This is a genomic window from Bacillus sp. RC240, assembly GCF_044907945.1.
Lineage (GTDB): Bacteria > Bacillota > Bacilli > Bacillales > Bacillaceae_G > Bacillus_A > Bacillus_A mycoides.
The window spans coordinates 36,426-60,503 of record NZ_JBIYCT010000006.1; the positions used below are offsets into that span (position 1 = coordinate 36,426).

The window sequence follows — 24,078 nt, forward strand, 5'->3', positions numbered from 1 at the left end:
ATTAACTCACTCCTACATTTATTTTTTCTTCCCCTCCTTCGACAAAGGTTGCATTAACTTCCTGCTTTTCATCATCATTTGACTTTCTATAATTCTTCCTTGCATTTGGTCTTGTATCGAATGCATCGTATAGATCCTTGAACACTACATCCATTGTGACAACACCTGTTCTTCCTTGAATATCCTGGAATAAACATTGGCCTGTTTCTAAATTTGTAATAATTGCATGATTTTCTTCATTGTCAGGTAATCCAAAGAAATCTAAGATTGAGGAAATTTCTTTACTGTCTGTATTACGGAATGAGAACTTCATACCGATATTATTTTTAAATGTCTCATCTCCAAGGTCACTTGCACTTTGAGTTGCAAAGTAAACTGCAGAGTTTAAAGCACGACCTTCACGAACTAGCTTACGAGCCAACTCTCGCCCTTGAGAAGTTCCCATAATTGCCCATGCTTCATCTAATAAAACAATTTTGAATTTAGTAGGGTCTTTTTGAAAGAATTTTCTTGCAAATGAAGATAGAGACATCAGCATACTAACAGATAGATTTTCTTGTAAGGTATAATCTTTCGGATCTTTTTGAATATCTGGCATGTCAAGGTGTTGAATTTGAATGATATTTACAGCTGTATCAAGTTCGATATCTCTATTTGTTCCATCACCAAAGATTAAGTGTGCAAATGATAAATTCTCAAATGCTTGAATATGAGCGGCTAATTGTTGATCCACTTTATCCTCACTATCTTCAAGGTATTGAGATACAGCCGTTAAACATGGCTCTTCCATTCCTGCTACGAATTCTACGGCTGAAGCCAAGCGCGGGAATTTTTCCGAGTTATCGGGTTTAATACCTGTAATGAAAGTAAGAATTGTCATCGCTAACTCAATTGCATCTTTTCGGCTATGTTTATGAATGATGAATGGGTCTAGTTTCCCTTCATCTCGTCTATCAGTCCCTAATGTAATTACATTTACCTTACCTTCTAAGCCGTGTAAATCTTCTGTCCAGTTCCCCCTCTCACCTTTCGGATCGACTATCAGTGTTTGGGCTCCTCCTAGTACCGCTAGGTAAACAATTAAGTTCGTTCCAAATGATTTACCAGAACCAGTACTTCCTGTTACTGCAACTGAAAGTGCGCTTGTTTTTTGATTTGCAACGGTATTTGTTGCTGCGAGAGAAGGTGTCATATAGACTGCTTTGTTTAAAATACCAGTTGTTCCAATATAAAACCCGATATTATCCCCTAAATCTTGTGTTGCACCAAACATACCAGCTGCCAGAACTCCAGGTTCCATAAAGTGTATATAATCATTTACATATCTTCTAGAACCAGGGATAAATTCATTAAATAGTAGGAACTGGTCTCCATACGGTCTTACTAGTTCAATCATCATCTCTCTATAAATAGAAATAAGTGAATTCGTATTTCGACGCATTGTATCTAAATCTTCAGCACATATACAGAAAGACACCGATGTCTTAACTAGTGGCATACGTGTCTTTTGTATAAGAGCTTGTAATTCAGTAGCCTCTTGAACACCTTCATACACGTTTAACCCAACAGTTTGTGCATTTTCCCTAGCATGTGCTTCTTGATCTTCTAAATCTTTTTTCTTTTTATTTAGTTTAGATAGAGCTTTACGATGGTTAATATTTTCTGTACGAACACTTAGTTCGATTGGGAAATCTATATTTTGGATCATATACATCCACTCTTGATCTGGAAATTCCATTGTGTATGGAATCTTCGATGCCGATAAGAAACTCATATACGCTGGATAATCTAATCCATCAGAACCAATTTGGGACATTTCTATATGTCTTCCTTTAACATCAAATTCTGCTTCGGATAATCGTAATAAGCTTTCTTGATTTGGTATTATTGCAGAGTCGTCATTCTGTACGGGAGGTGTCCATCCAGCAGTTACTGGCGCCTCTAATGTGCGATAGAAGTTTCTTAATATAATCCATTGCGTTTCATTAGTTTCTAGAGCCCTTACAGCCAAATGTTTTCTTATTTTATTTTTAAAAGCGCTAGCTTCTCTTTTAAACATCTCCAAATCAGTTTTTAGTATTTTGGTATCACCAAGTAACCCAAATTGTTCTGCGGTGTTTTTAAAGGTATGAAATGCTGTGTACAACATTTCTTTAAACCCTTCTTGTATGTGTCTTACCTTTAATTTCACGCCAATAAAATATCGGTACTCTACTGCATTTTTACCAAATTTTCGTTCTAGCTCATGTACGACATCATCTGTATGATCAATTGCAAGTTCTTTTAATTCACCGCTAACTGTTTCTTTGAATTCATCTGCTTTTTCTTGGAAGTTCTGATAAACAGGAATCATTAAGAGGTGCTTTTCTTCATCAAAATTCCAAAACAAGCCAAGTTGACGCATGAATAAGGTATTTTTATCATCATCACCTCGGAACTCGTATGGTATTCCGTATGCCTCATAATACGCCCAGCAAGAGCCATCTTGGTTAAAAATCAAATTTTCGTGAAAGTATTTGACTGGAAATTCAACCTGATTCATTTTACCCTCCTTAGAGAAGAATATGAGACTAAAATAATTCTTCCGTATAGATTAATTAATTACTTATTATTGATTGAATCATCCTTGAATCGTATTAAGGTTTTATATTGATAGTTTCCAATATTACCAGTTGTATCTTTATAGCGGCTAATCTTCTTATTTTCGAACATAAACACGAAAAATCGAAATAAAAATTTATGTGGGCTTTTTCCATCCAATTCTACATTGCCAAAGAAGTATGCTATTCCACCTGGTAGTATTAAATATTTTAAAAACACATTATTTCCTAAAGGTAAAAACTGATCTAGAATTAAAATTAAAAGTAAAGATCCAACAAAGAAGCCCAACTGTCTATAAGGAACTGGGAAAGGGAGGGTTAAGTCCCTTATCCCGTATAAACTCTTAGGAATATCCCATATCGAGTTGTATGTCCTAACTTCTTTACGAGTCGGCTTTTGAGTCATTTCTACCAACCCCTTTAATATTTTCAGAGATTTTTAATTTATCACTTGAATACTAAATTATATAATTTTGTACCAAGATCTTTGAAAACGTCTGGTGAGAATACAAAAACTGATAATAGTGCACAAACAATTATCCAACCAAGTAAACCAGCCATTTGTCGTTTAACTGCAAAGATAATTACTCCAATAAGTGCTACAACTAAAAAGATTGGACCTAATTGAGCTACTAACCAATTTTTAATATTTACTCCAAAATTAATATTACCTATTACAGCTGCATCTGTAATAGCAGGTAATTGGTGAGCTAACATATCTAATCCCAAAAGCTCCATAATTATTTACCCTCCACTTTCTCTAACGTATTTTCAAATTTTTTCATAGAGCTAATTGAAAACTTGTTATCTTTATTTACTAAATTTAAGTCATATGTGTATGTGTACTCTAAGCTGCTATCGTTGTCTTTTAATTTTGCATCAACTAAGACTTTATAACCTTTATCTTTATCTTCATAAATACGAAGGTTTTCTAATTTGCTAAATGTCATAATACCTTTTAGTCCATTTGTTATATTACTTTTTTCAAAGTAGTAAGCAATTTCTTCTGGTGTTCCTTCTGTATACACTTTAAATACAGATTGTAAAAATTGTTCTACTTTTTTTATTTCTGCATCTGTATTAATTTCTCGTCCTTCTGATTTGAAAGTGGCTACTTTATAAGGGGCCTTTTCTCTCTCTCCATGAACGATCGTAGGATTGTTAGGGACTACCATCTTCCCTTTCTCCATTAAAATTGGAATAGAGAAGTACCTTGTAACTTCTTTGGGTTCTTTTGATGTGTCTGGAGCTTGTGTCGTCCCAGGAGCAGGATTATTTACAGGTTCTAGCTTCTGAATGATTTTCAATGTAACTTCTGCTTCATTTCCTTTTTGACGGACTTCTACTGCTTCCGACTTAACTAAAGTACTAGAAGCATTTTTTAAAGTATCTCTATTTAATCCTCCTTGCTCATCGGATCCTTCAACTAAATATTTTTCTAATCGTTTTTTCCGCGCTTCAGCTACATTCATATCAACCTTCCAATTAAAATAATCAGCGGCAAAACTATTCGCATATGCAATTAATTCTGCTTCTGACATTTTAATTTTTACGGGTTCCTCCTTCTTTTCCTGAACAGCTACTGCTCTAGGAGGACCAGCAAGTTGGATAAATGAAAGGGAGCTTCCTGCAAACACAAATCCCATCACACACCAAAATGTAACCTTACCTACTTTTCTTCCTGTTATCGCTGGAACTTTCTCCCTTGTTTTACGTTTCTTCTTTTCTTTAAGTGCTTCTGAATTTTCTTGTTGCATATCTAATATTTCAGTTGTTTTATTCTTTGCTTTTTTAAAGAATGTAAATTTCTTTTTTTCGGCGTTTTTCTGGGATTTCTTTTTTACCATGTCTTCACCTCTCTTTTTAAATGGTTAGGAGATTACAAAGTTCATTGTAATTTCCACTAATCAACTATCTACTTTAAGTATGATTTACTTTTTTCGGAAATCTAAGAGAAATAAAAAAAAATTATGTTTTATATCAAAATTTTTTTAGGAAGATTAAAACTAAATATAATGTTTATTAAAGTAAATAAAAAAAACAATTCCATTAAGAAATGAAATTAGTTTTACACAGGGTCTATTCTCTATAGTAAGTATTACACAATATAAAAACCTAATATAATATATATCTTTAATATATATAAAGAAAAAAGATAAAACTTTTATACAGAGAAAAAATCGTCTTAAAACATTGCTGTGCTAAGGGTTCATAATTACTCTAGCCGTAAAAAATCATAAAAAGTAAATACTGGGAATGTACTTAATGAGCTGGATGATGATTAAAAACTACAAAATATCGTAAAGTAGTTATATAAAAACTACATATAATCATCGTTAATTTGATGCGAATGAATGAATAAATAATAAATGCAAATTTTGCTGATTTATGAACAAACTTTCCACATTTCTTAAAAACTACACACAATTTATTAACAAATTGGTCAAAGTTAGGAACAGAATCCACTTTTTAAACATAACTAACAGAAGTTTTTCTGATTTTAAGTAGATTTAGAGATAGAACATGATAAGAACAGTACTTAAGGCTTTATGTTATACACATCAGGTCAAAATTATTAAGATATCAACAGAATTATAAAAAATATTTCTGCTTTTTTGTAGATGAAATGATATAAAAAGAATGAATATTCAGATTTAAAATCTTAGAGATTGTGAATATCTCCTTTTGTTTCACGTGCAATGTATGGAATTGCATAAAAAATAGAGAGTCGTGATCATTTAAATTGAAAACTTTCTCTCTGTTTTGTTTGAAGTAATACACTCTATACGTTACCTCCAACACGAATAGCCCTCTACTTTTGTTTTTTTCAAAAATAGAGAGCTGTATCTTTACATTGCTGGAAGCAGCTGATCAACCGTATGTGGTATTTCACTTGTTGAACGGTAATATGCTTCTAAGGACTGTAGAAACTGAATTAAATCAAAGTCTTTAGGGACCTCAATTACACGAATCTTTTCCTTCGGCAATTTATCAATTTTTTCAATGAACAGTTCACGAATATCACTAGGGATTTGATTTCCTTTATGACCACTAGACTTTAAGAGTTCGCGAATTTCAATTTCTAATGCTGTATATGTGTTAATATTTACTCCTTGCTCATAAGCATATTTTCTAAATAGTGATTCCTCTTGATACTGCATGTAATTACGATGGTAAGCATCTATAGTTACAGGTACAGCATATTTCACATGAAGCAGGTCATGCGCTTTACGGAATAGCTTTTGAACATTTCGTAAAGAGTATATAGCAAAATGAGTACCAAATTTAAAAATGGCCTCTTCTTGATCATGTTTAGGTATATTGTGTGTAATTAAAGGATAAATTCCAGTTTTAGCAGCTGTGTCTAATACACGATATTGAGAAGATTGCTTTAATAATTTACTTAGCGTATAAACAAGCTTTTTCGGATATCCTTCTTGTCGATCAATCATTTCTCGTAAGCCACGAACTACTTGGCGAATTTGACGGTGACAAGAGTGTTTTAAAACGTTAATAAATTGGTTCATATCCTTTGCAAATTCAGCAATATTCATTTCAACTAACAAGTTCTCAATGAATTTAACTTTACGCTTATATGTATCTCGTGGTGTAAATGGATCACGGTATTCTGCTCCTTCTTCTTTCGCGCATAAGAAATCAGGATGTACAGATAAATGCAATGTTGTGTATTGCTTTTTATTCCTCTTCCCTTTTTCTAACTTGCAAATTTTAAATAAAGGAGATCCAGTAGCAGAAAGTTTTGTTTCTAATTCCTCAAGTACAGCACGAATCTGATGTGGGTATTTCTTATGTAAGTAACGATACATACCACCAAAGTGTGTTGAGTTTCCTTGTTCATCAACTTTGAATAAAGAACGTTTCAGGGTAGTTTCGCGTTTCTGCTGCATTGCTACATCCATGAATAGTTTCTTAGCTGCAATGGATAACTCAAAGAATTCTTTGGTAAATACTATCGGGCTAATAAATGTATATGCATTTGCTTTATTCGTTTCCTTATTCATGAAATCAGTTAAGGTGATTTTATATTTACCACTGTACTCATTTTCAATTGTAATGATGTTATGGAAACTTAACTTCTTCAAAGCCACATAAAATTGTGAGTGGTGAATATGTGCAAATGCTTCTTTATAATTTTTATAATCTTCCCAAAGCATGTGGATTGATACATGTGAAAGCTCACCATATGTATTACATTTTTTATGAAGAAATAGAAATACTTCTAGATCAGCATTTGTAATACCATATAGCTTATGTTTTCTGCCTTCGTTTTTATCAAATCCACTTACTTTATCTACAATCTTTTTCATTTTCAGTGAAAAAGATGGCTTTGCTTGTTCAACAAATCCCTCTTCATCTGCAATTCGTTCTTCATAGGACATAGACTTCACAATGTCTTCTAGATAAGTATCTTTAAAACTGTAATACTTACCTTCTAAAGCATCTACTAATCTTTGCCATGATTTAATTGTTACAATTACTGGTGTTGTTGTTTCACCATTCAAACTACGTTTGTTCTTTATAACGAAAGGTTTTGCCATCTTTTTCACCTCCTTTTATTTTAAGTTGCAGTTTTCCCCACAATTAGATATAGAATTTCATTTTTGATTATATCAAATCGAATACTGGTGAAATCTGTCCCTTTAAGAGGAAAAATAAAAAAATGAAACGTGCCTCAATCCCTTGTGCGACAAGGGGTTTGACGTTTCATGAAAAAAAGTTTGTTGCCACCATAGGTCTATGAAGTTTAGTAAATATGAAACGTAGTATAAATGGTGGTAAATCCTTATAAACCATTGATTTAATAGGGTTCTTAGCTGATTTTATTTTACAGTTGTAGCCATCATATAGCTATAACGTTTCAAGTTTTGGTTGAATGATAATATTTTATTAATACCATATAAACGTTGTTATATAGGGGTTTATCCTTACTTTTACTTAAAAGTTGTAGCCGTCATACCGCTATAAGCGTTTCATTTCATTTCATATTTCTTGCCGTCATATAGCTATAACGTTTCATGTTTTCAAAACAACTTAAATTATATAGAAAACCGTTGTAACCCTTGGTATATAAGGATTTTCGTGAGTTTTTATGATGATAGTTGTAGCCATCATATAGCTATAATGGTTTAATCGAGTTTTCAATCATATTTTATGAAATGGCTTTATATCAACGTTTATCATAAAATCATATAGAATAAATTTTTTTTAGAAGGATAATGATCAGGGCATGCTCGTTTCATTTTTTAAGAGTTGTAGCCATCATATAGCTATAACGTTTCATAAATTACTAAATTGTTGCCACAATAGAGCTATGTCTAATTAAAGATAAGGAGTTGCAGCCACAATAAGGCTATGTAATTTCAAGTAAAGAGTTATAGCCATGATAAGGCTGTATGATTTCAAGTAAAGAGTTATAGCCACAATAAGGCTGTATGATTTCAAGTCAGGAGTTATAGCCATGATAAGGCTGTATGATTTCAAGACAGGAGTTATAGGCATGATAAGGCTGTAGGAATTCAAGTAAGGAGTTATAGCCATGATAAGGCTGTATGATTTCAAGTAAAGAGTTATAGCCATGATAAGGCTGTATGATTTCAAGTAAGGAGTTATAGCCACAATAAGGCTGTATGATTTCAAGTAAAGAGTTATAGCCATAATAAAGCTGTAGGATTTCAATTAAGTAGCTATAGCCACAATAAGGCAGTAAAATAATGTAGCAACAAAATCAGTGTAAATAGTTAATTTACTTTTAAAAATTGAAACTGTATTGTAAAGTATTAATTTTACAAATAGAAACAGTTTTATATAATAAAGACAAGCACAGAAGAAATTAAATGAGTCCATAATTAGATTGTATAAGAAAGCTGATACTTGTAAGGACTATTCTGATAATATTTTAACTTCAAGGCTATGTAGCCATCATATAGCTATGACGTTTCACATTTTTAAGATGCAAATTATGTTTGTAATTAACATTGTTAGGAGGTATTTAAATATGGAAAAAGTATTAGTATTGTTCAGTGATGCCCTCCTACTTGCTGCTCCAATTTATGAAGAAAATAAGCAGTTATGGGGCAAATGGAATAAATATTATAAAGAAGTACAAGAGAATCACGATAAATTAGTAACATCTGCTAATATGTCCCCTTCCTTTTCAACGCTTGTTTCTTGGTTAGGTCAGAAACAAGAGCAAGGAGTATCGTTATTGAACATTTATGCCAATCTGGATAAATATAAAATTGAGATTCAAAATGTACTAGATAAGATCATTGAACAAGAATTCGGAGGAAAAGTTGAAGCAGTTGAGCCAACTCAAATTTCAATTTTTGAAGATAGTCAGGTAACAGAACATATAGAAGATATATCGGATGATTACTATCCTGTAACCAATGACGCAATGTATTATCAACTACGTGATGGAATAGCAAAAAATCATTTTGAGGAAGATGAAGCAGTAGCAAAACCGGTATTGCCATTAGAAACGAAAAATTCAAGTGGAGTTGCACAACTATCCTCACATAAGGATGAGGATTTGAGACTAGTTAACACAAACGAAGCAGAGAGATGGTCCATATTGGTCGATGGAGTAATTAGTAATATGGATGACCTTACAGCAGATTGTTTGGATACCATTACAATCCAGTGGTTAAATCAAGCTAAATCACCAGATGAATTCATAGATTTTAGTTATGAAAACGTATTGGAATTGTGCAATATGCCAAAAGCATCCGCAAATGGTGTAGAGTATTATCGCGCAGAAGATAAGATAAAAATAGCACAACGTATTGCAGCTTTAGCTAGTATCTTTATTTATTTGAATGATGATAATGAAGTTGTAGTACTGAACGATCAAGCAGAAACTGGGAAACAATTCGAAGTAAAACGTGAAGTAATCAAAAGGCTATTCGTACTGGATTCAGTAGTGTTATGGAGAGATAAGAATACTAATGAATATATGGGAATAGAATCCTGTAAGATTAAACCAGGTAGTTTCTTATCAGGCTATTTGTATGGTTCTAATAGTACAACTGCGTTACTATCGAAAAAAGCACTAGAGTATAATAGCTATAGACACAAGTTTCATAAACGTTTAATACGTTATTTATCATGGCAGTGGAGAATCCGTCAGCAATACAGTACTTTAAAAAGACCATACTCCATTGGTGGAGAAAAAGGTCTACTATCTGTAATAGGTATTAAAACAACGAAGGGTCGCCCAACTCGAATCCGAGAACAACTGGAAAATGTTTTAATTGACTTAGAAAAAGAAAATGTCATTTCACATTGGGCATATGCAGAAGAATTGGATGAAACAAAGATAGGAGAACGTAATTGGTTTAAGAATTACTATGAAAAGTTGGGAATCATTATCTTACCTCCAAAAGAATTGATGAATAATATAGATAGTATGGTGAAGAAAAAGACAATAGATACGCAAGAGAAGCAAGAGGAGCGTTATATTGCAGATACAGTAAAACAACCTACTGTAGGATCAGAGGATATGATTCGAGAGAAAATTATGCATCAGCATATGCATCAAAATAAAACAATGCGTGAGATAGCAGATGAAATAGGTCTATCCCCTGCTACGCTATCAAGATTTTGTAATAAAAAAATGAAACGCATTTCAAAAAGTGTTAATGAAAAACTTAACAAGTGGTATGAAAGACAAATGATTATAGAATCTATGTGAAAAGAAGCAGATACCTTTAAATGGAGAGGTACCTGCTTCTTTTTAGTTTGATCATTTTCTGCCTGTATTGCTCCATAATCGCGCCCGATTGTGGAATCACTTCTAATGGCTATTCCTAAAATCAGAAACCACTTATTTAATTCCCCCCTTTTAGTTTACGTGAAATTCGTTCAACTACTCGGGGGATACCGAGTGTACTTTTGTACATAATAAGATTGTTAAACGTTAAATTGAGGAGGGTTTGTATGCAACATCATAAAAAAGCTATAGAGAAGTCTGGTTCTATTATGAAACCAAATTTTGCAGAAACTGATGCGCAAAAAGTGAAACAAGAAATTCAAAATGATGTAAGAGAAGGACAAGGAGCAATGACTTCCCGAGAAGCAGGTGCAATGCGGGATTAAGAAACCACTCCTTACTGTTATTTATTTAGTGAAAGTTTTAACCAGTAAGGAGATAACCCATAATCTGCTTTTGTTTCTTAAAAAATCGTTTTTACTTTCATAGAAAGTTTATTTCACGTAAGTATCCCCATTAGAAATAATCTATATTTTGTTTGACTTTTTCAAAAAGAAGTTTAACTTGCCGTGATATAAGGAATTCCAAAATTGTCTATTGTAGTCATCATCATTTATTAATATGTTAGTATCAATTTCCGTTAATTTGTTCTTTAATTTATAAAAATCGTTTATTAGATCATGACTTTTGTAGTGCTCCTGCTCTATTAGCTGAACCCAATACTTTTTAAAGTAATTGAAGCAGGAATACATTTTCTCTATAGAAGAATTAACAAAATATCTTTCTACTCTTTCCGTAATTTCATGTTCTAGCTCATATATTTCTCCTGTGGGCTGGTAAATGGTAATTAGATTACCTGAATCCATATTACTCCCAATAACAAGGTAGGGTTTAAACTTCTCTAAACTCGCTAAAAACGCTTCTGTATATTCTTTATCCAATATCGATAAAGAAAAATCATTTTGTTGTGTCCATTCCACTACATTTAAAAGAAAACCATTAGAATAGGTGTAAAATTCTACATTGAGACATTCGAATTCATTTTCTTTAATTTGATGATTAAGTAAAAAATGCATACTATCTATGGGCAAATTCAATTTGGCTATTTCCAATGTCATTCCTCCAAACCTTAATATTTAATCCATTTGTGAAAAGAAAATAAAGTTATTTAATTTTTAAACCTAAAACAAGTATAATCCCCTTCAAAATTTAGGAATGGATTAAAATTTAGTTGTTTAATTTTTGATATAAGATACTTCACTGTACTCAAAATATAACAATAAAATCGTTTGAAAATCTAAGGCTTATTCAGCAATAGCGCTCTTTAATGGAATAAATTAAATCATGAACGAGACCTAAAAACACAGTCACTTATTTCTTATTGAACTAAAGCCCCTTTAGTTCAATAAGAAATGATGGCACCCCTTATGATAGTATCTATCGCACTTGAGCTCCTATTGAAAAATATTAATAGGGATAGGAGGATTAAATGAAATTAAAATAACATACTTTTTCAATTACTAGAGAGACGATTCATAAAATCAATCACGACTTTTCAGCTTATGCATCGAAAGTATTTTTCTTTAATGTTAGTGTTACTTTACCTAATTTAATGACTCCCATAATTATAGAGAGCAACGGTATTAAAAATAAGAGATGTCCTATTCCTGGAGCAAATAATGTTACCGTAGACAAAGGACCAAATAATTTAGGAAATCCAATTAAAATAATCAATGGCAGCAGCCAGTTAAATACTAATATAGACAACCCATTTAGAATCCTACGGAATGTTCCTACTTTACGATTTTTAGGTTTGAAAATTTTGTAAGCTGAACAAACAATTAAAGCAACTATTGCCAGTAAAATCAAATCAATAATTACATATTTTATAAATGGATTACTATCAGAAATAGAAGGTTCTTCATTATGTACCAGCTTGTTTATCCCGCTTATGATGGCATCATATTCATTAAGATTAAGATAATCCATTGAATTGATCTGCAAGCTGATGCCATACTCCCCATCTAACAAAATTTTTGAGTATGTATTCTCTGTCCATCCCATATGGAAGATTCCTTCCTTATTCACTTCCCATCCCATTGCATAATAGGTATCATTCTCAACGGGTGCTGATGGACGATGCATTGTGGTCATCGCATTCGCCGATAGAATACTTTTCCCTTTGAATACTCCCTGATTCAATTGTGAAATCATGTAATTTGCCATATCTTCCGCACTCGAAATAAGGTAACCTGATGCAACAGTCCCTTCATGGATTAACTGCTTCGTTGGTACCTTTAATCCAAATACAGTTTGGTATCCAGTCGCAATTACATTTTTTGTATCATCTTTTGGATCAACATAACTATTGTTCATTTGAAGCGGTTTGAATATGAATTCGTTGATATACTCTTTATACGATTTATTCGTAACCTCCTCGATGACTAAACCTAAAATGTTATAATTTAAATTCGAGTATTGGTATTGTTCGCCCACAGAATATGTCAATTTTGTATTTGCCAAGCTTTTAATATGTTCTTTTGATGTTGTATTCCCTTGGGATATAGATACTTGACCATCATTTGTAGAAAGACCGCTAGTATGATTCAGTAAATGTTGAATGGTGATTTTTGCAGATGCTTCTTCATCAGCAATTTGAAACCAAGGTATGTAGGATTGCACCGGTTCTTCTAAGGAGATTTTTCCTTGTTCGACTAACTGCATAATGGCAAGAGCCGTGAACGATTTAGTAGTCGAACCAAGAACGATTGGCGTTTGCGATGTCATTTTTGTCCCATCTGGATTTGAAACACCATATCCTTGTATATATTCCGCTTGATCTCCCTTTACGATAGCCAATGATGCACCAGGAATGTTCAGTCTCTCTATCTCATTTGTCATAAACTGATCAATCTTAGAAATATCAAGACTACCATTTCTAGATTCGTTATCTTTTGCAAATACAACTCCGTTAACACTTATCATTAGCATTAGTATGGCGATTACGAACATTTTGCCTATTGTAAATTGTCTTTTCCTCATAACCTGTTTTTCTCTGATTTTATTCCCACATATAGAACATTTAAGTTTTTCTTGCTTAACAAAGTTTATCATTTCAGTCTCCTTGTCTACCTTGTTATCTGAATACCTACACCGATACAAACTACTTCTATGTTCAACCAATAAAGTTAACTGTAATTTTAGATTAAGACAATCCTTTACAAATTCTACATTAATATTAACATAAATATCCAATTGGATTTGCGATTTTCATTCCATTAAATGGCCGGATTGTTGAATAACATGACTTGCGTTTTTTAAACAACTTTATTATGTTTTAAACGACTTTATTGTAAATTAAACAACTTTATTATCTCTGTACACCATTTTCTGTTTCTTCACAAACTCAATTAAATTTGTGCATAAAGAAATGGTCTCCTTGGGGAAAGTTGCATATGAAATAATAAAAAGGTATGAGTTTACAACCCACACCTTTTTACCAGTAGAAATATTCGTTATATGCTTAGTGTATCAATCATGATCAATGTCATCTTCGATAAATTGACTAAGTTTATCTTTAATTGCCGCACTTTCTGGAGTTACTTTTGCTACTTTACGATTGTGAAGACGAGAGCCTCCTTCCATTTCATCTAAAGGTAATGTATTTTCATCATCTTGAGAAGCAGTAGCAGCCATTTGTTGCTGTAACCATTGCATTGTTAAGTTAGATGTTGTATTTTTACCATTGATTTCTGCAGTTCGTTGAATTTCCTGTTCCTGCTGATTATGAGTCACAGTCGATGTGTAAGCAGGCTCTCTATATTGTGGTGTATGCTTCGTCCTTGGCACTTCTATTGGAGATTCAGTAGTAACGGGTGCTTTTTTGTTAAGTTCAATAGGCTCTCTATGTTTACTTGTATCTGATACATTTTCTTTTTGAACATTGATCACTTTATTAATTTTTGCGTGTTCTGTTGTATTAGAAGTAGGAATTGATGCTGTAGTGCTCTCCTTTTCTAGCTTAGGAGCAGAATTTCTTGAGTAATCTTGCACCTCTCCTTCATTGTCAGTATCATCTTCATTATTATAAAAATCGTAAGTATCAGGATTTAACGTTTGTAACCAACCTTCTATTGCAGTAGGCGCTGTTTTAGGTGTCCTCAATTCCTCAATTACAGTTTCTTCACTATCAACATCTGTATCTGTGACATAATCATCATATTTAATTTCCGTATTCAATGACTCTTCACGAATTTTTAACCAATAAGCAGCTGCTTCTGCATCAACTTGAATCTTAGCTGTTTCAAACGCAGTGGCTGGAACAAAGTTTGCATTTACTTGTATTCCTCCTTGAGGAGCATTATCTTTTACAATTTTAGCAGCACACTGGAATGCTTTTTGAATTAAGATATCATTTTCAGAAAGAATGGGTACTTCTGTTTTTGAATAAGAGTAGGATGTTCTACGTGCACTTTGTGTTTTCGCTTCTGCTGTTACCATATCAATTTCTTGATCACCTTCACGTGCTTCATAAATTGCTTTCGTACCCATTAGCTTACTAAACAATTTAGCGTCTTCATTAGTAACATCACCATAAACAAGTTTGTTACGAAATGTACCTAACAGGATATCCATGAATCTTGGGCCATGTTCAATTGCTAATTGACTAATTGTTTGTGCAATAACAATTAAAGGGGCTTTATATTTACGTGATTGAGCAGGAAAACTTTTAAATGCTTTATAAATGTAATCCGCAAACTCATCGACTAAAACAGGATGGTAAGGAGATACGTTAGGCTTACGACGGAAAACTGCATTCTGCACGGCATACAAACATAATTTACCGAATACATCAGATAGATCAGAAAGTTCTCCTTTCGCTGTATTGATTAAAAGGATGCCTCCAAATTCCAAATGCTTTTCAAAGTCAAAATCTGATGGACCACATAATACACGACGGAGCAGAGGTTGAGCTGAAATATCATTTAATGTGTTTCGTAAACCACGAACGAAGGTTTCTTGTTTATCGATAATCTTTGGCTGCCCATAGTATTTCCCTTCAGTATGATAAACAACTTCCCCTCCCCCACGACCGCCAGAAATTTCAGGCACATAATTTAAATCAAACCATTCATCAACTTGCTTCATTATGCGCCAATGATTTCTCTCATCTCTATCAGGTATAGATTCAATATCATTTGGAAGTCGCCCTTTTAACTTGAGATGCATCTCAAAAACGAGATTAGCATCATTATACATATCAATTAAATGTTCAAATCTAGCTTCAAATTTTGAATCATGGAGTTTTAACAAGTAAATATGTTGTTTAAGATGGGAACGCTCAGATTGAACGAAGAAAGGATTTCCTGCTCCATTATCAGAGAGCCCCGTTAATACTGAACATAACATCTCAGCAACTTTATCAACTGGACCACGTACGAAATTTATTGAAGGGGTATCAGGATTTGTTGGATCTAAATAGAAAATAACACTATCGGGAATCTTGTGTGCCAATACCAAGTTATATACCTTTTCGCAGAAGTCATTAGATGGCTCGATAACTGTAAGACCATTTACCTGCGTTCCTTTTACATCCTCTGAATGATAATCTTTTCTTGCATATAAGGTTTTAAAGTTATTAATCATTGAAGCCATATAGTCAAGAATTTGATTAGCAATTGGTAAACCTAGTGCAGCTGATTTACCTGTACCAATGTTACCGATGATCATTATATTAAGTGTTAAAGACTTGCCTTGTATTACTGCCATTTCCCGTGTAGCACTGTTAGGACCAAGAAAGATATCGGGTTCTGGCAATTTTGATGGATTTTTTTCAGTGAAAAATCTGTGTAATGAAGTAGCAAGTTTTCGTTGACGATTATCATTCAAAAAGGAAAGCATCCAACCAGGTATTTTAAATACGTATTCCCATTTACCGAATTCATCTAAAAGCTCTTTTTTATGTTCATAAAAAATCTTAAAGAGCCATAAGAGTACGAGAATAATAATAATTACAGGTATAGCAAATACAAGGTGCATGATATTACTAAAATTTGAAAGTATAGTAGCCTCTAATCCTTTGTCATTTAGTGAAACTTCTCCAGCTTTCGAATGTAAGAATGGAATAAATATCTTAGCTAATGGAACACTAAATGCCCATAAGTACTGGGCAACTATACCAATTAACATCATCGAGAAAATAAACCATCTACGCTTTATCTCCTGATAGGTCTTAACCTTGGTTGATAGTTGCCAAGTATAAATTAAAATCCAAAAGCTAAAAAAGGTTTCAATGTAATAATTAGTTTCAAACGGATTACCCAAGATACTTAAAGTAGGTAATGGAGCCCCCATTTGTATTGACCAGAAAGAAGCGTATTTATATATTCCTCTAAAAGCAAAATACCAAGCTAGCAGAAGTAGTAATGTCACAACATAGTAAGATGAGCGGGCTGCTAAACGATATTTCCAGCTTTTTGTAATGTCGATTGTAACTGTATAGGAATTTTTTTTGCTCTTTCCGGCTTTTGGATCCTCCCCATTACCTGGTGCATTATTGAGTTCAGCATCTTTTTGAACTGCATTCTCCAAATTCTTGTTTCACCCTCTCTTTTAACGAATAAAAAGCAGCGGTGAAATTAAGCAATTCAGCAGAAGTAGCCAATAATATATTCTCTGGTGCTATGGAATTGTGATACAAATCAGTAAAAATGGCTTGCTGCCCATGCTCTAATTCATCCGCTTCATATATCCCCAAAATCTTAATTGGGTTTAGTGTTCGGTGTTGATTTTGCATGGCCAACAATCCTGATAATTGTTGTAATTTAAAGTGTGTGTTAACCTCCCCTACCTTAAGTATTGTTAATAGACATAATATTTCTAAGTAATCTAAAGGTTTTTTTTCTTCATCAGGTGATTTTTTTCGTAATACCAAAATGTCATCTGTTAGCTCAAGTAGTTTAGAATGCTGAATCCCTTTCGCTTGCATTTCATTTTTATTAGATATCCACTTTACAGAATAAGGGAAAGAAGAATTTACATTTAAACGTTCAGTGATTTTTTTGAGCATATGACTTTTGCTTAAACTATTAACTTCGCGAATTTCTCGAAGAATATTATTTATTACAAGTGCCGATCCACCCATATTGCATACGTAGACATTTAGGTTATTCACTACACTTAAACGTGGTATATTGCTGAAAGCTTTTTTTAAATTTGTTACACGTGTAGTCCTTTTTTTGTAAGTAGAAATTGTGTGATAGGAGTCATCAATCACTGAAAATAACACGTAAAATTGTTTAGATGGGTTAGCAGCAGCGATATCGAGATATTTTTTTAGTTTGTTTTCTAAAAATGGAATGTTTTCTGATCCTGTATCAACTTCAATATTGATAATAGAATCGTTACAAGTAAGAATCCAATCGGGAATGATTAATGGGTTTCCCTTTGAGTCTGGATAAAACTCTTTAGATGGACGAAATGAATAAACGAGTTGAGGTAAATCTGGTAGGAAAGAAACGGGTTGAAGTTCTGGTTGAAACACTTCACGGTATTCTTCATCTTCATATAAAAAGTATACATCTTTTGAATCGGAATACATCCGGTTGGGCAACTGTAAGTTTTGTTTTACAATTTGGCTTAACGGAAAGAGATAATCTCCATTACCGCCTACAATTGCACCGGCATGTTCATTGTTTGATTCTGCTTCAAGTAAATTTAAAACAAATTGCGTAATTGCTATATTGTGTTCATATTGTCTTTTAGTAACAAATGACATACTACAACCAGAAATCAATTTTAATCGATATAATATTTCAGCTCCTTTTGAAGAGATAGAAACGAAATCCAATGTGAAGCCTCGCTTTTTTCTCACACTTATATTTTCCTTTTTTACTAATTTCATTTTTGACCACTTAGTTAACTTTGACGAGAAAGTAGTTCGACTTATAGCCTCCCCACTTATCAATTCATAAAATTTACGTAATTGAATTTGAGATACTGTTCGTTGTTCATATAAAAATAAAACTGTAAAAATGTCAGAACGATTAAAATAAACTCCACGATCATTCTCTCCAACGATATATTTAACGGCATGATCAAATGATTTTTTCAATTTTAAACACTCCCTTGGTATGGAAATAATATACGGAAACCTGCATGAAATCGAGTGTAATTGTCATGAAATGAAAGCAACTAATGTTGGATAAATTAAGCAGTTCAGTACATAAAAATGATTAGTGTATATTTTAACTGAATTTTGCAAAAAAAGTAACCCGTTATCCCCTATGAACTCTTGATTTAAAAATACATATTATTTCGTCAGGTGTGAGTAATAAAATTCAATGTTATTAAGTGGAAATTCGCTATTAGAGTTCGTCATATGTACTTCGACATAGATAAGAGAACAAATGACGAACTCTAATGATGAAAAAAAGGGTTCGTCATATGTATTACGTCATATATGTGTAGAGTATCAAAAATAGATAAAATGTACAGTGAATATACTTTTGCATAGATGAAATTAAGTATTAAACAGAATTGCATTTAATTCTGTAGAGGTATTTGTTTATCAGAAGGAAAAATTACATCATAAAAGAAATAAGTAAATAAACATAATAAAGTAAATGAAAATTTTGTATATTTCATATTTTGCATGTTACAATCTGATTTAAGGGGTGAAAAAATGCGGAATTGGAACACAGAATATGGGTTAATAAAAAAGATAATAAAAAGTGAATTTGAAACGGACTTTCTTTATACCAAAGTAATCAACACATTAAGTAACGAACATGAGATAATTCCAATAAAGTTTGCAGCTCTAGATCCTTATAAAACGTATAATACCGCACAAGTCAGTAGAATTTTGAGGATAAAATCTAATCAATTAAGATTTCTAATCAACAAATACGGTGAATACATCCAATTAAGAAAAAAAAGAACTAAATATATTATTTCATTTAAAGCTGTATATAGGATATATTTAGTGCATCTATGCTTAACAAAGAAATTAATTAGTTCATCGGAGTTTAATCGCTTTATGGCTTTACATGTGAGTTATAGTGATTATATTGATATGAAATTGACAAGTTATACTGACAAGTTTGTAGAACTTAATTTCAGAGAAAAACAAATGAATGAAAATGAATCACAATTTTATGTGTTATTTCTGCAAATCTCAGAAATAACTACGGAATTAATAAAAGAAATAACGAAATATAACATGACATTGACATCCCCTTTCCTTTCTGTAGACAACCAACAGAAAAATGAGTTATTAAAAAAGAAGAAGGATCATAAAGATCTGTTTAATAAACTAAGTGTTTTATATAAAACTATATAGTTAAAAGAGTAATACTTAAGAAGTATTACTCTTTTTTATAGGGTTATATACACGTTTTGTTTATAAGTCTTTCATATAAGACCTTTAAATGAGTCGTGTAATAATTCGTGGTAATATTCTATTGACATGAAATTAATATAAAAGCATATAAAACCTTTAATAATAAGTGTTTATCCATACGTCTTATATGTAGTTCGTATATATAAGATGTATAAATAAAATGACCATGATAATAGTACGTTATTTTAGGAGTATTATATATTGGAATTATAATTCTAGATAAAAATATACATAAATACTGCACTCATATTTATTATTTAATAGTTATTGTTAGTTATATGAAACCTGATATTAACATGTTTTATTTAATGCTTATATGAACGACTTTCATGTACGTCTTATATATTTGACGTTGATATATAGGGCATTGTTTCAATTTTACATTTTGTAAATATTATATAAGACTTATATATAACAACTTAATATAAGTCTTATATATAATAACTTGATATACGTCTTACAATGATGTAATATATTTTTAGGAATAATTAACCAACGTTTTAAGGGGGGGACAACTTGAACGAGGTATTAAGTGAAAAATATAAACAAAACAAATTCACTGAAGAAGTTGTGGAAATGTTTGCAGACATTATTGAAGGAGACGAAATACTCTACAATGTATTTCATTACATAGGATCTCAAGTAAACAAACAATACCAAGAGACAAGGTATATGAGAGGAATCTCAATAAATGAGATAGTAGAAAGTGTTGTTATTGATAGGAGAGTAAAGAAACCTAAGGGTAAATCCTATTCATTAGAACTTGAAAGAACTAACATTTCAAGAAGATCAGCGGAAGGTAGTGTTGCTACTTTAGCTTCAATGTCATTAATAACAGAAAAAATTATGCATCCGTATAAGTTTTTAATTTCAACTATTAGGGGGCAGCAAGTATTAGTTGAATTAAGCAAACGTAAGAAAAGTAATGAGAATAAGGGAGAGATAAAATAATGGCAAAAAACTTTCTGAAAAACGAAGTAGCAGTGAAAATGACTATGGTTGGTTTTGGTCAAGCTGGAACTAGAATGGTAGATAAGTTTGCTGAGTATAAGCATACAGACGGTACAGCAGTTTATAATTGCCTAGCATTGAATAGTAATGATGGGGATTTAGCAGAACTGAAAAACGTGCCAAAAAGCAACCAAGTTTCACTAAAATTAGGTGGTTTGGGTAAGAATCCTGAGCGTGCTGTAAAGGTGTTAGAATCTAATGAAGAAGCTAAGGACAAACTAAAAGAATTTATAACGCAACGTGTCAGACCAACTGATGAGTTAGTGCTATTTTTTGCAGGTTTAGGTGGTGGTACAGGTACATCTACAATTATTCAAGCAATTGAAGAATTCTCTGCTTTTCATAATAAACCTGTAATTGCTGAAGAACTTAAAAGTATGGCAATGAAAATTCCTAGAGAAGAATTAATCAAAAATCAACAAAAGTATGCAAGAATTGCTTTCAATAATGCAATTGAACGTAAAGATTTTATTAAAATGGGTATTGTGGTTACACTCCCAGTTAGAGCAGATGGGCCGGATGTACTAAGACAGGTGAATAAATTTTCACAAGAAATTTGGAAGTTAGCTAATGATCCAGCGAAAGGCGTTGCATTTGTTGTATTTGCAGATAACCAACACTTCTATGATGAGTTTAAGGGATTAAACGAAAATGAGAAAAAAGGCATTGGAAACTCACGAGACTATGCAAACCAACGCATTGGAGATATTATTCATGAGTTAAATACAGCTGCAAATGGTTCAGGAACATCAGTAATTCTAGATTCTCAGGACTTTAAACGAATTTTACTAGAAAGAACAGGCTGTTTAGTAATTAATAAGGTTTCACGTAATATGAATCAAATTGAAAACAGTGAAGAAATTGTAGATATGTTCTCAGAATCATTGAAAGGAAGCTCATTCCATCACCCTATTGACCTGATGAAGACAAATGAAAATGGAGATTTAGAGGCATCGAAGGTACATCATTTTGGTATGTTAGCAATTTTAGATGAACAGAAGAACATTGATGATTCATTTATGGATGATGCAAAAGTAGAAGTGACAAATAAACTACCAATCAATGGAACTGTTTTTAATGGTTATTTAGTGAGTAAAAATGACTTTATGGGCAGCGTGTATACTTTCTATAAGACAGATGCACTACCATCACGTTTATCTAAAGGATTAGTTGAAGAATATAACGAATTTAAGGAAAAACAGAGTCAAATTCAATATACAAAGTCACAAATTAATACTATTGAAGCGCAAGACTCGGACGATGACTTCAATATTAACTTTGGTGATTACTTTGAATTAGAACCAGTTAAAGATGAAGAACCACAAACGCAAAATGATGAAGAATTAGCTGCATTTATGGATCCCGATAAGATGTTTGGAACAAAATAAAAAATAAGCCTGGAATTTTCCAGGCTTATTTTTCTGTTCTCATTACATTTTTCATGTATTCAATCATGTTCTCATCAATATAGTTTTCTATGAAAAGTTGTTTTCTCGCAAGATCTTCCTCTTTTTTAAACCAGCCAACTTTTTTAATACGAGTTTCTTCTGGTTGTGAACTCCACTCTCTTTCAGCTTGTTTTCTTAATTCTGTACGCGCTCTATGTTGAATTATCATATTATCTAGTCTTTCTTGTCTTTGGCGCTCTTTTAACATTTCAGGGTCTTCTGGTTCAGGGAGCACTGCACGTATAGCATCTTCAAACTTTCCTTGATACTCTAATTCAATGTTTTGTAAATGCATTTGAATCTTTTGCTCGACTATTTTTTCAATAGTCGCTGCAGCTTCCTGCATGTTTAATTGGGTTGATACTTCACTGTTTTGATTTTCTGGAGAAACTGGTCTTAGTTCAAATTGATGTGGTAAAAGCTCAATAATTGCATCTAGCGACCACTTTTCATCCCTTTTTAGCTTGATAAATAAAGCTATGTCTAAATCCAGTGTGTTATATAGCTTTTCATTTGTATTATTGGTTCTTAATGTTCCGTGTAACCCCTTTTCCTCTAGGATATTGAACCAATTGTATACAGTGTTATGATGTCGGCCTACTAGTTTTGAAAACTCTGTTATTCGCCAAGCTTTTTCAAAAGTATCTTCATGACTAGAGTTTGTATTATTTGACTCCATATGTTCAGTTGTATTTTTGTTATCTTGTTCAATCATCGTTGTACCTCCTTGAAATATAATGGCCATAGCAAAATGGAATTAACATATAAAGTGAGATTGATATGTTAAGTGTCTTTCGACGATATAAACCTCAATACCTTTATCGATTGACATTCACATGAAATGTGTCATTGATATATAAAGCACCACTTGTTAACATGAAGTTGATAAATAAGGATTTAGAATTAACTATTGTTAATGTCCTGTTAATAATCCGTTAGTTATTAATGATTATTATTGCTATGAAATTAACAAATTAGCCTACAATATATTAATGATAAGAAAATATTAGTGATTTGTAAATAAATTATGAGGATATAGCATTAAACTTAAAGACTTAAAAGCTAAAAAGTATGTATAAATGTAGAACAAAAAGCCCATACTAATAATAAATAAAGGGCTATATTTATTATAATTTATGATACTCGGTAGTAGAAAGCTAAGAAATGTATAGTTTATTGGCCTCAGTAGGTCTTTAGAATGCACATGAAGGTTATTGAATTGCTTTTAATATAAACTCATTTTTTATAGGAGGCACCGCCCTTTACAATCTCTATATAATCAAAATTGATTCATACAATTGCTACTTTTAGATCGGAAGTAATTATCAAAATGCCTTCAAGAATGATATCCTCCCCGACTTATCCAGGGGATTTTGTTATAAAAAAGGCCTCTTAATAGATATAGAATCTAAAACTCTATTTGTATGTATATTCTCAACGTTAGAATCAACAATTGTTAATGTTATGTCAATACGCGTTAATGATAATTGATATGACGCTATTATTAACGGACAACAAACTCTATTAACATGTCAATCTCAGGTTATATATCAATGATAAATAAAGAGAAAACTGTTATTTTTTTGACGCTAATAAGAAACTATCGATTGTATGAAGTTCTTACTAGTTTCTAACCATAACTATAGTGCTTTTAGAGTGTTTTTTGATATTTCGATAGAAATCTGTTGTGGCAGATAAATCTTTAACTAATGCGGATTTTGAAATCCCCAGATCTGCTTTTATGCGCATTTCAACTTTTTAATTGTTAATGTCATATTAATGTTAAACGAAAATTGTTGATATAACATTAACAATTTAGACAGCATTTCTCTCTAAGCTTTACTTTTAGAGTATATGTCAATGATAAACAAAGGGTGAAAAACATTG

15 protein-coding genes are annotated in these 24,078 nt (G+C 32.2%); 5 read left to right on the top strand and 10 right to left on the bottom strand.

The features are described 5' to 3' along the window. Nucleotide 1: 1 nt before the first annotated feature. The 5 genes from ABH955_RS19320 to ABH955_RS19340 all read right to left on the bottom strand — a co-directional run bounded on the left by ABH955_RS19320 (nucleotide 2) and on the right by ABH955_RS19340 (nucleotide 7,159). The gene (locus ABH955_RS19320; protein ID WP_404491508.1) at nucleotides 2-2,542 is read right to left on the bottom strand and encodes an ATP-binding protein; all 2,541 of its coding nucleotides are present in this window, start codon (nucleotides 2,540-2,542) and stop codon (nucleotides 2-4) included. Between the two features lie 59 nt (nucleotides 2,543-2,601). Further along, nucleotides 2,602-3,006: a TcpE family conjugal transfer membrane protein gene (locus ABH955_RS19325; protein WP_000192364.1), complete on the bottom strand. Its 405-nt coding sequence runs from the start codon at nucleotides 3,004-3,006 to the stop codon at nucleotides 2,602-2,604. Between the two features lie 41 nt (nucleotides 3,007-3,047). Then, nucleotides 3,048-3,338, bottom strand: coding sequence for a hypothetical protein (locus ABH955_RS19330; RefSeq protein ID WP_000421388.1), 291 nt, complete (start codon nucleotides 3,336-3,338; stop codon nucleotides 3,048-3,050). Between the two features lie 2 nt (nucleotides 3,339-3,340). Continuing rightward, entirely contained in the window at nucleotides 3,341-4,447 is a 1,107-nt protein-coding gene (locus ABH955_RS19335) for a conjugal transfer protein (RefSeq protein WP_404456849.1), read from the bottom strand. Nucleotides 4,448-5,449: 1,002 nt separating this feature from the next. Next, the gene (locus tag ABH955_RS19340; protein ID WP_404456846.1) at nucleotides 5,450-7,159 is read right to left on the bottom strand and encodes a hypothetical protein; all 1,710 of its coding nucleotides are present in this window, start codon (nucleotides 7,157-7,159) and stop codon (nucleotides 5,450-5,452) included. Between the two features lie 1,457 nt (nucleotides 7,160-8,616). On the opposite strand from ABH955_RS19340, the gene ABH955_RS19345 reads away from it, so the two are divergent. Next, entirely contained in the window at nucleotides 8,617-10,314 is a 1,698-nt protein-coding gene (locus tag ABH955_RS19345) for a helix-turn-helix domain-containing protein (RefSeq protein ID WP_404458176.1), read from the top strand. Nucleotides 10,315-10,559: 245 nt separating this feature from the next. After that, nucleotides 10,560-10,718: a hypothetical protein gene (locus tag ABH955_RS19350; protein WP_181149548.1), complete on the top strand. Its 159-nt coding sequence runs from the start codon at nucleotides 10,560-10,562 to the stop codon at nucleotides 10,716-10,718. A gap of 141 nt (nucleotides 10,719-10,859) precedes the next feature. Here ABH955_RS19350 and ABH955_RS19355 read toward each other — a convergent pair whose 3' ends face one another. The 4 genes from ABH955_RS19355 to ABH955_RS19370 form a co-directional block, all read right to left on the bottom strand. Then, a complete protein-coding gene (locus ABH955_RS19355; RefSeq protein ID WP_404458173.1) occupies nucleotides 10,860-11,450 on the bottom strand; it encodes an SUKH-4 family immunity protein in 591 nt (196 codons plus the stop codon). A 442-nt stretch (nucleotides 11,451-11,892) separates the two neighbouring features. Further along, nucleotides 11,893-13,374, bottom strand: coding sequence for a serine hydrolase domain-containing protein (locus ABH955_RS19360; protein WP_404491510.1), 1,482 nt, complete (start codon nucleotides 13,372-13,374; stop codon nucleotides 11,893-11,895). A 489-nt stretch (nucleotides 13,375-13,863) separates the two neighbouring features. After that, the gene (locus tag ABH955_RS19365; protein WP_404491512.1) at nucleotides 13,864-16,923 is read right to left on the bottom strand and encodes a type IV secretory system conjugative DNA transfer family protein; all 3,060 of its coding nucleotides are present in this window, start codon (nucleotides 16,921-16,923) and stop codon (nucleotides 13,864-13,866) included. Beyond that, nucleotides 16,895-18,445, bottom strand: a complete 1,551-nt coding sequence (locus tag ABH955_RS19370) for a replication-relaxation family protein (RefSeq protein WP_404491513.1) — start codon at nucleotides 18,443-18,445, stop codon at nucleotides 16,895-16,897. Before ABH955_RS19370 ends, ABH955_RS19365 begins: the two co-directional genes overlap by 29 nt. Nucleotides 18,446-18,985: 540 nt before the next feature. Between ABH955_RS19370 and ABH955_RS19375 the strand changes: the two genes are divergently transcribed. The 3 genes from ABH955_RS19375 to ABH955_RS19385 all read left to right on the top strand — a co-directional run bounded on the left by ABH955_RS19375 (nucleotide 18,986) and on the right by ABH955_RS19385 (nucleotide 22,131). Beyond that, the gene (locus ABH955_RS19375; RefSeq protein WP_404491515.1) at nucleotides 18,986-19,672 is read left to right on the top strand and encodes a hypothetical protein; all 687 of its coding nucleotides are present in this window, start codon (nucleotides 18,986-18,988) and stop codon (nucleotides 19,670-19,672) included. A 576-nt stretch (nucleotides 19,673-20,248) separates the two neighbouring features. Next, the gene (locus ABH955_RS19380) at nucleotides 20,249-20,683 is read left to right on the top strand and encodes a hypothetical protein (RefSeq protein WP_404458159.1); all 435 of its coding nucleotides are present in this window, start codon (nucleotides 20,249-20,251) and stop codon (nucleotides 20,681-20,683) included. Continuing rightward, complete coding sequence (locus ABH955_RS19385; protein ID WP_404458156.1) at nucleotides 20,683-22,131, top strand: FtsZ/tubulin family protein; 1,449 nt, start codon at nucleotides 20,683-20,685, stop codon at nucleotides 22,129-22,131. The genes ABH955_RS19380 and ABH955_RS19385 overlap by 1 nt, the downstream gene beginning before the upstream one ends. A gap of 25 nt (nucleotides 22,132-22,156) precedes the next feature. Here the strand turns inward: ABH955_RS19385 and ABH955_RS19390 are convergent, their stop codons facing one another. Continuing rightward, nucleotides 22,157-22,906 (bottom strand): MerR family transcriptional regulator, encoded by a 750-nt coding sequence (locus tag ABH955_RS19390; protein WP_098169009.1) that lies wholly within the window; start codon nucleotides 22,904-22,906, stop codon nucleotides 22,157-22,159. Between the last annotated feature and the right edge of the window lie 1,172 nt (nucleotides 22,907-24,078).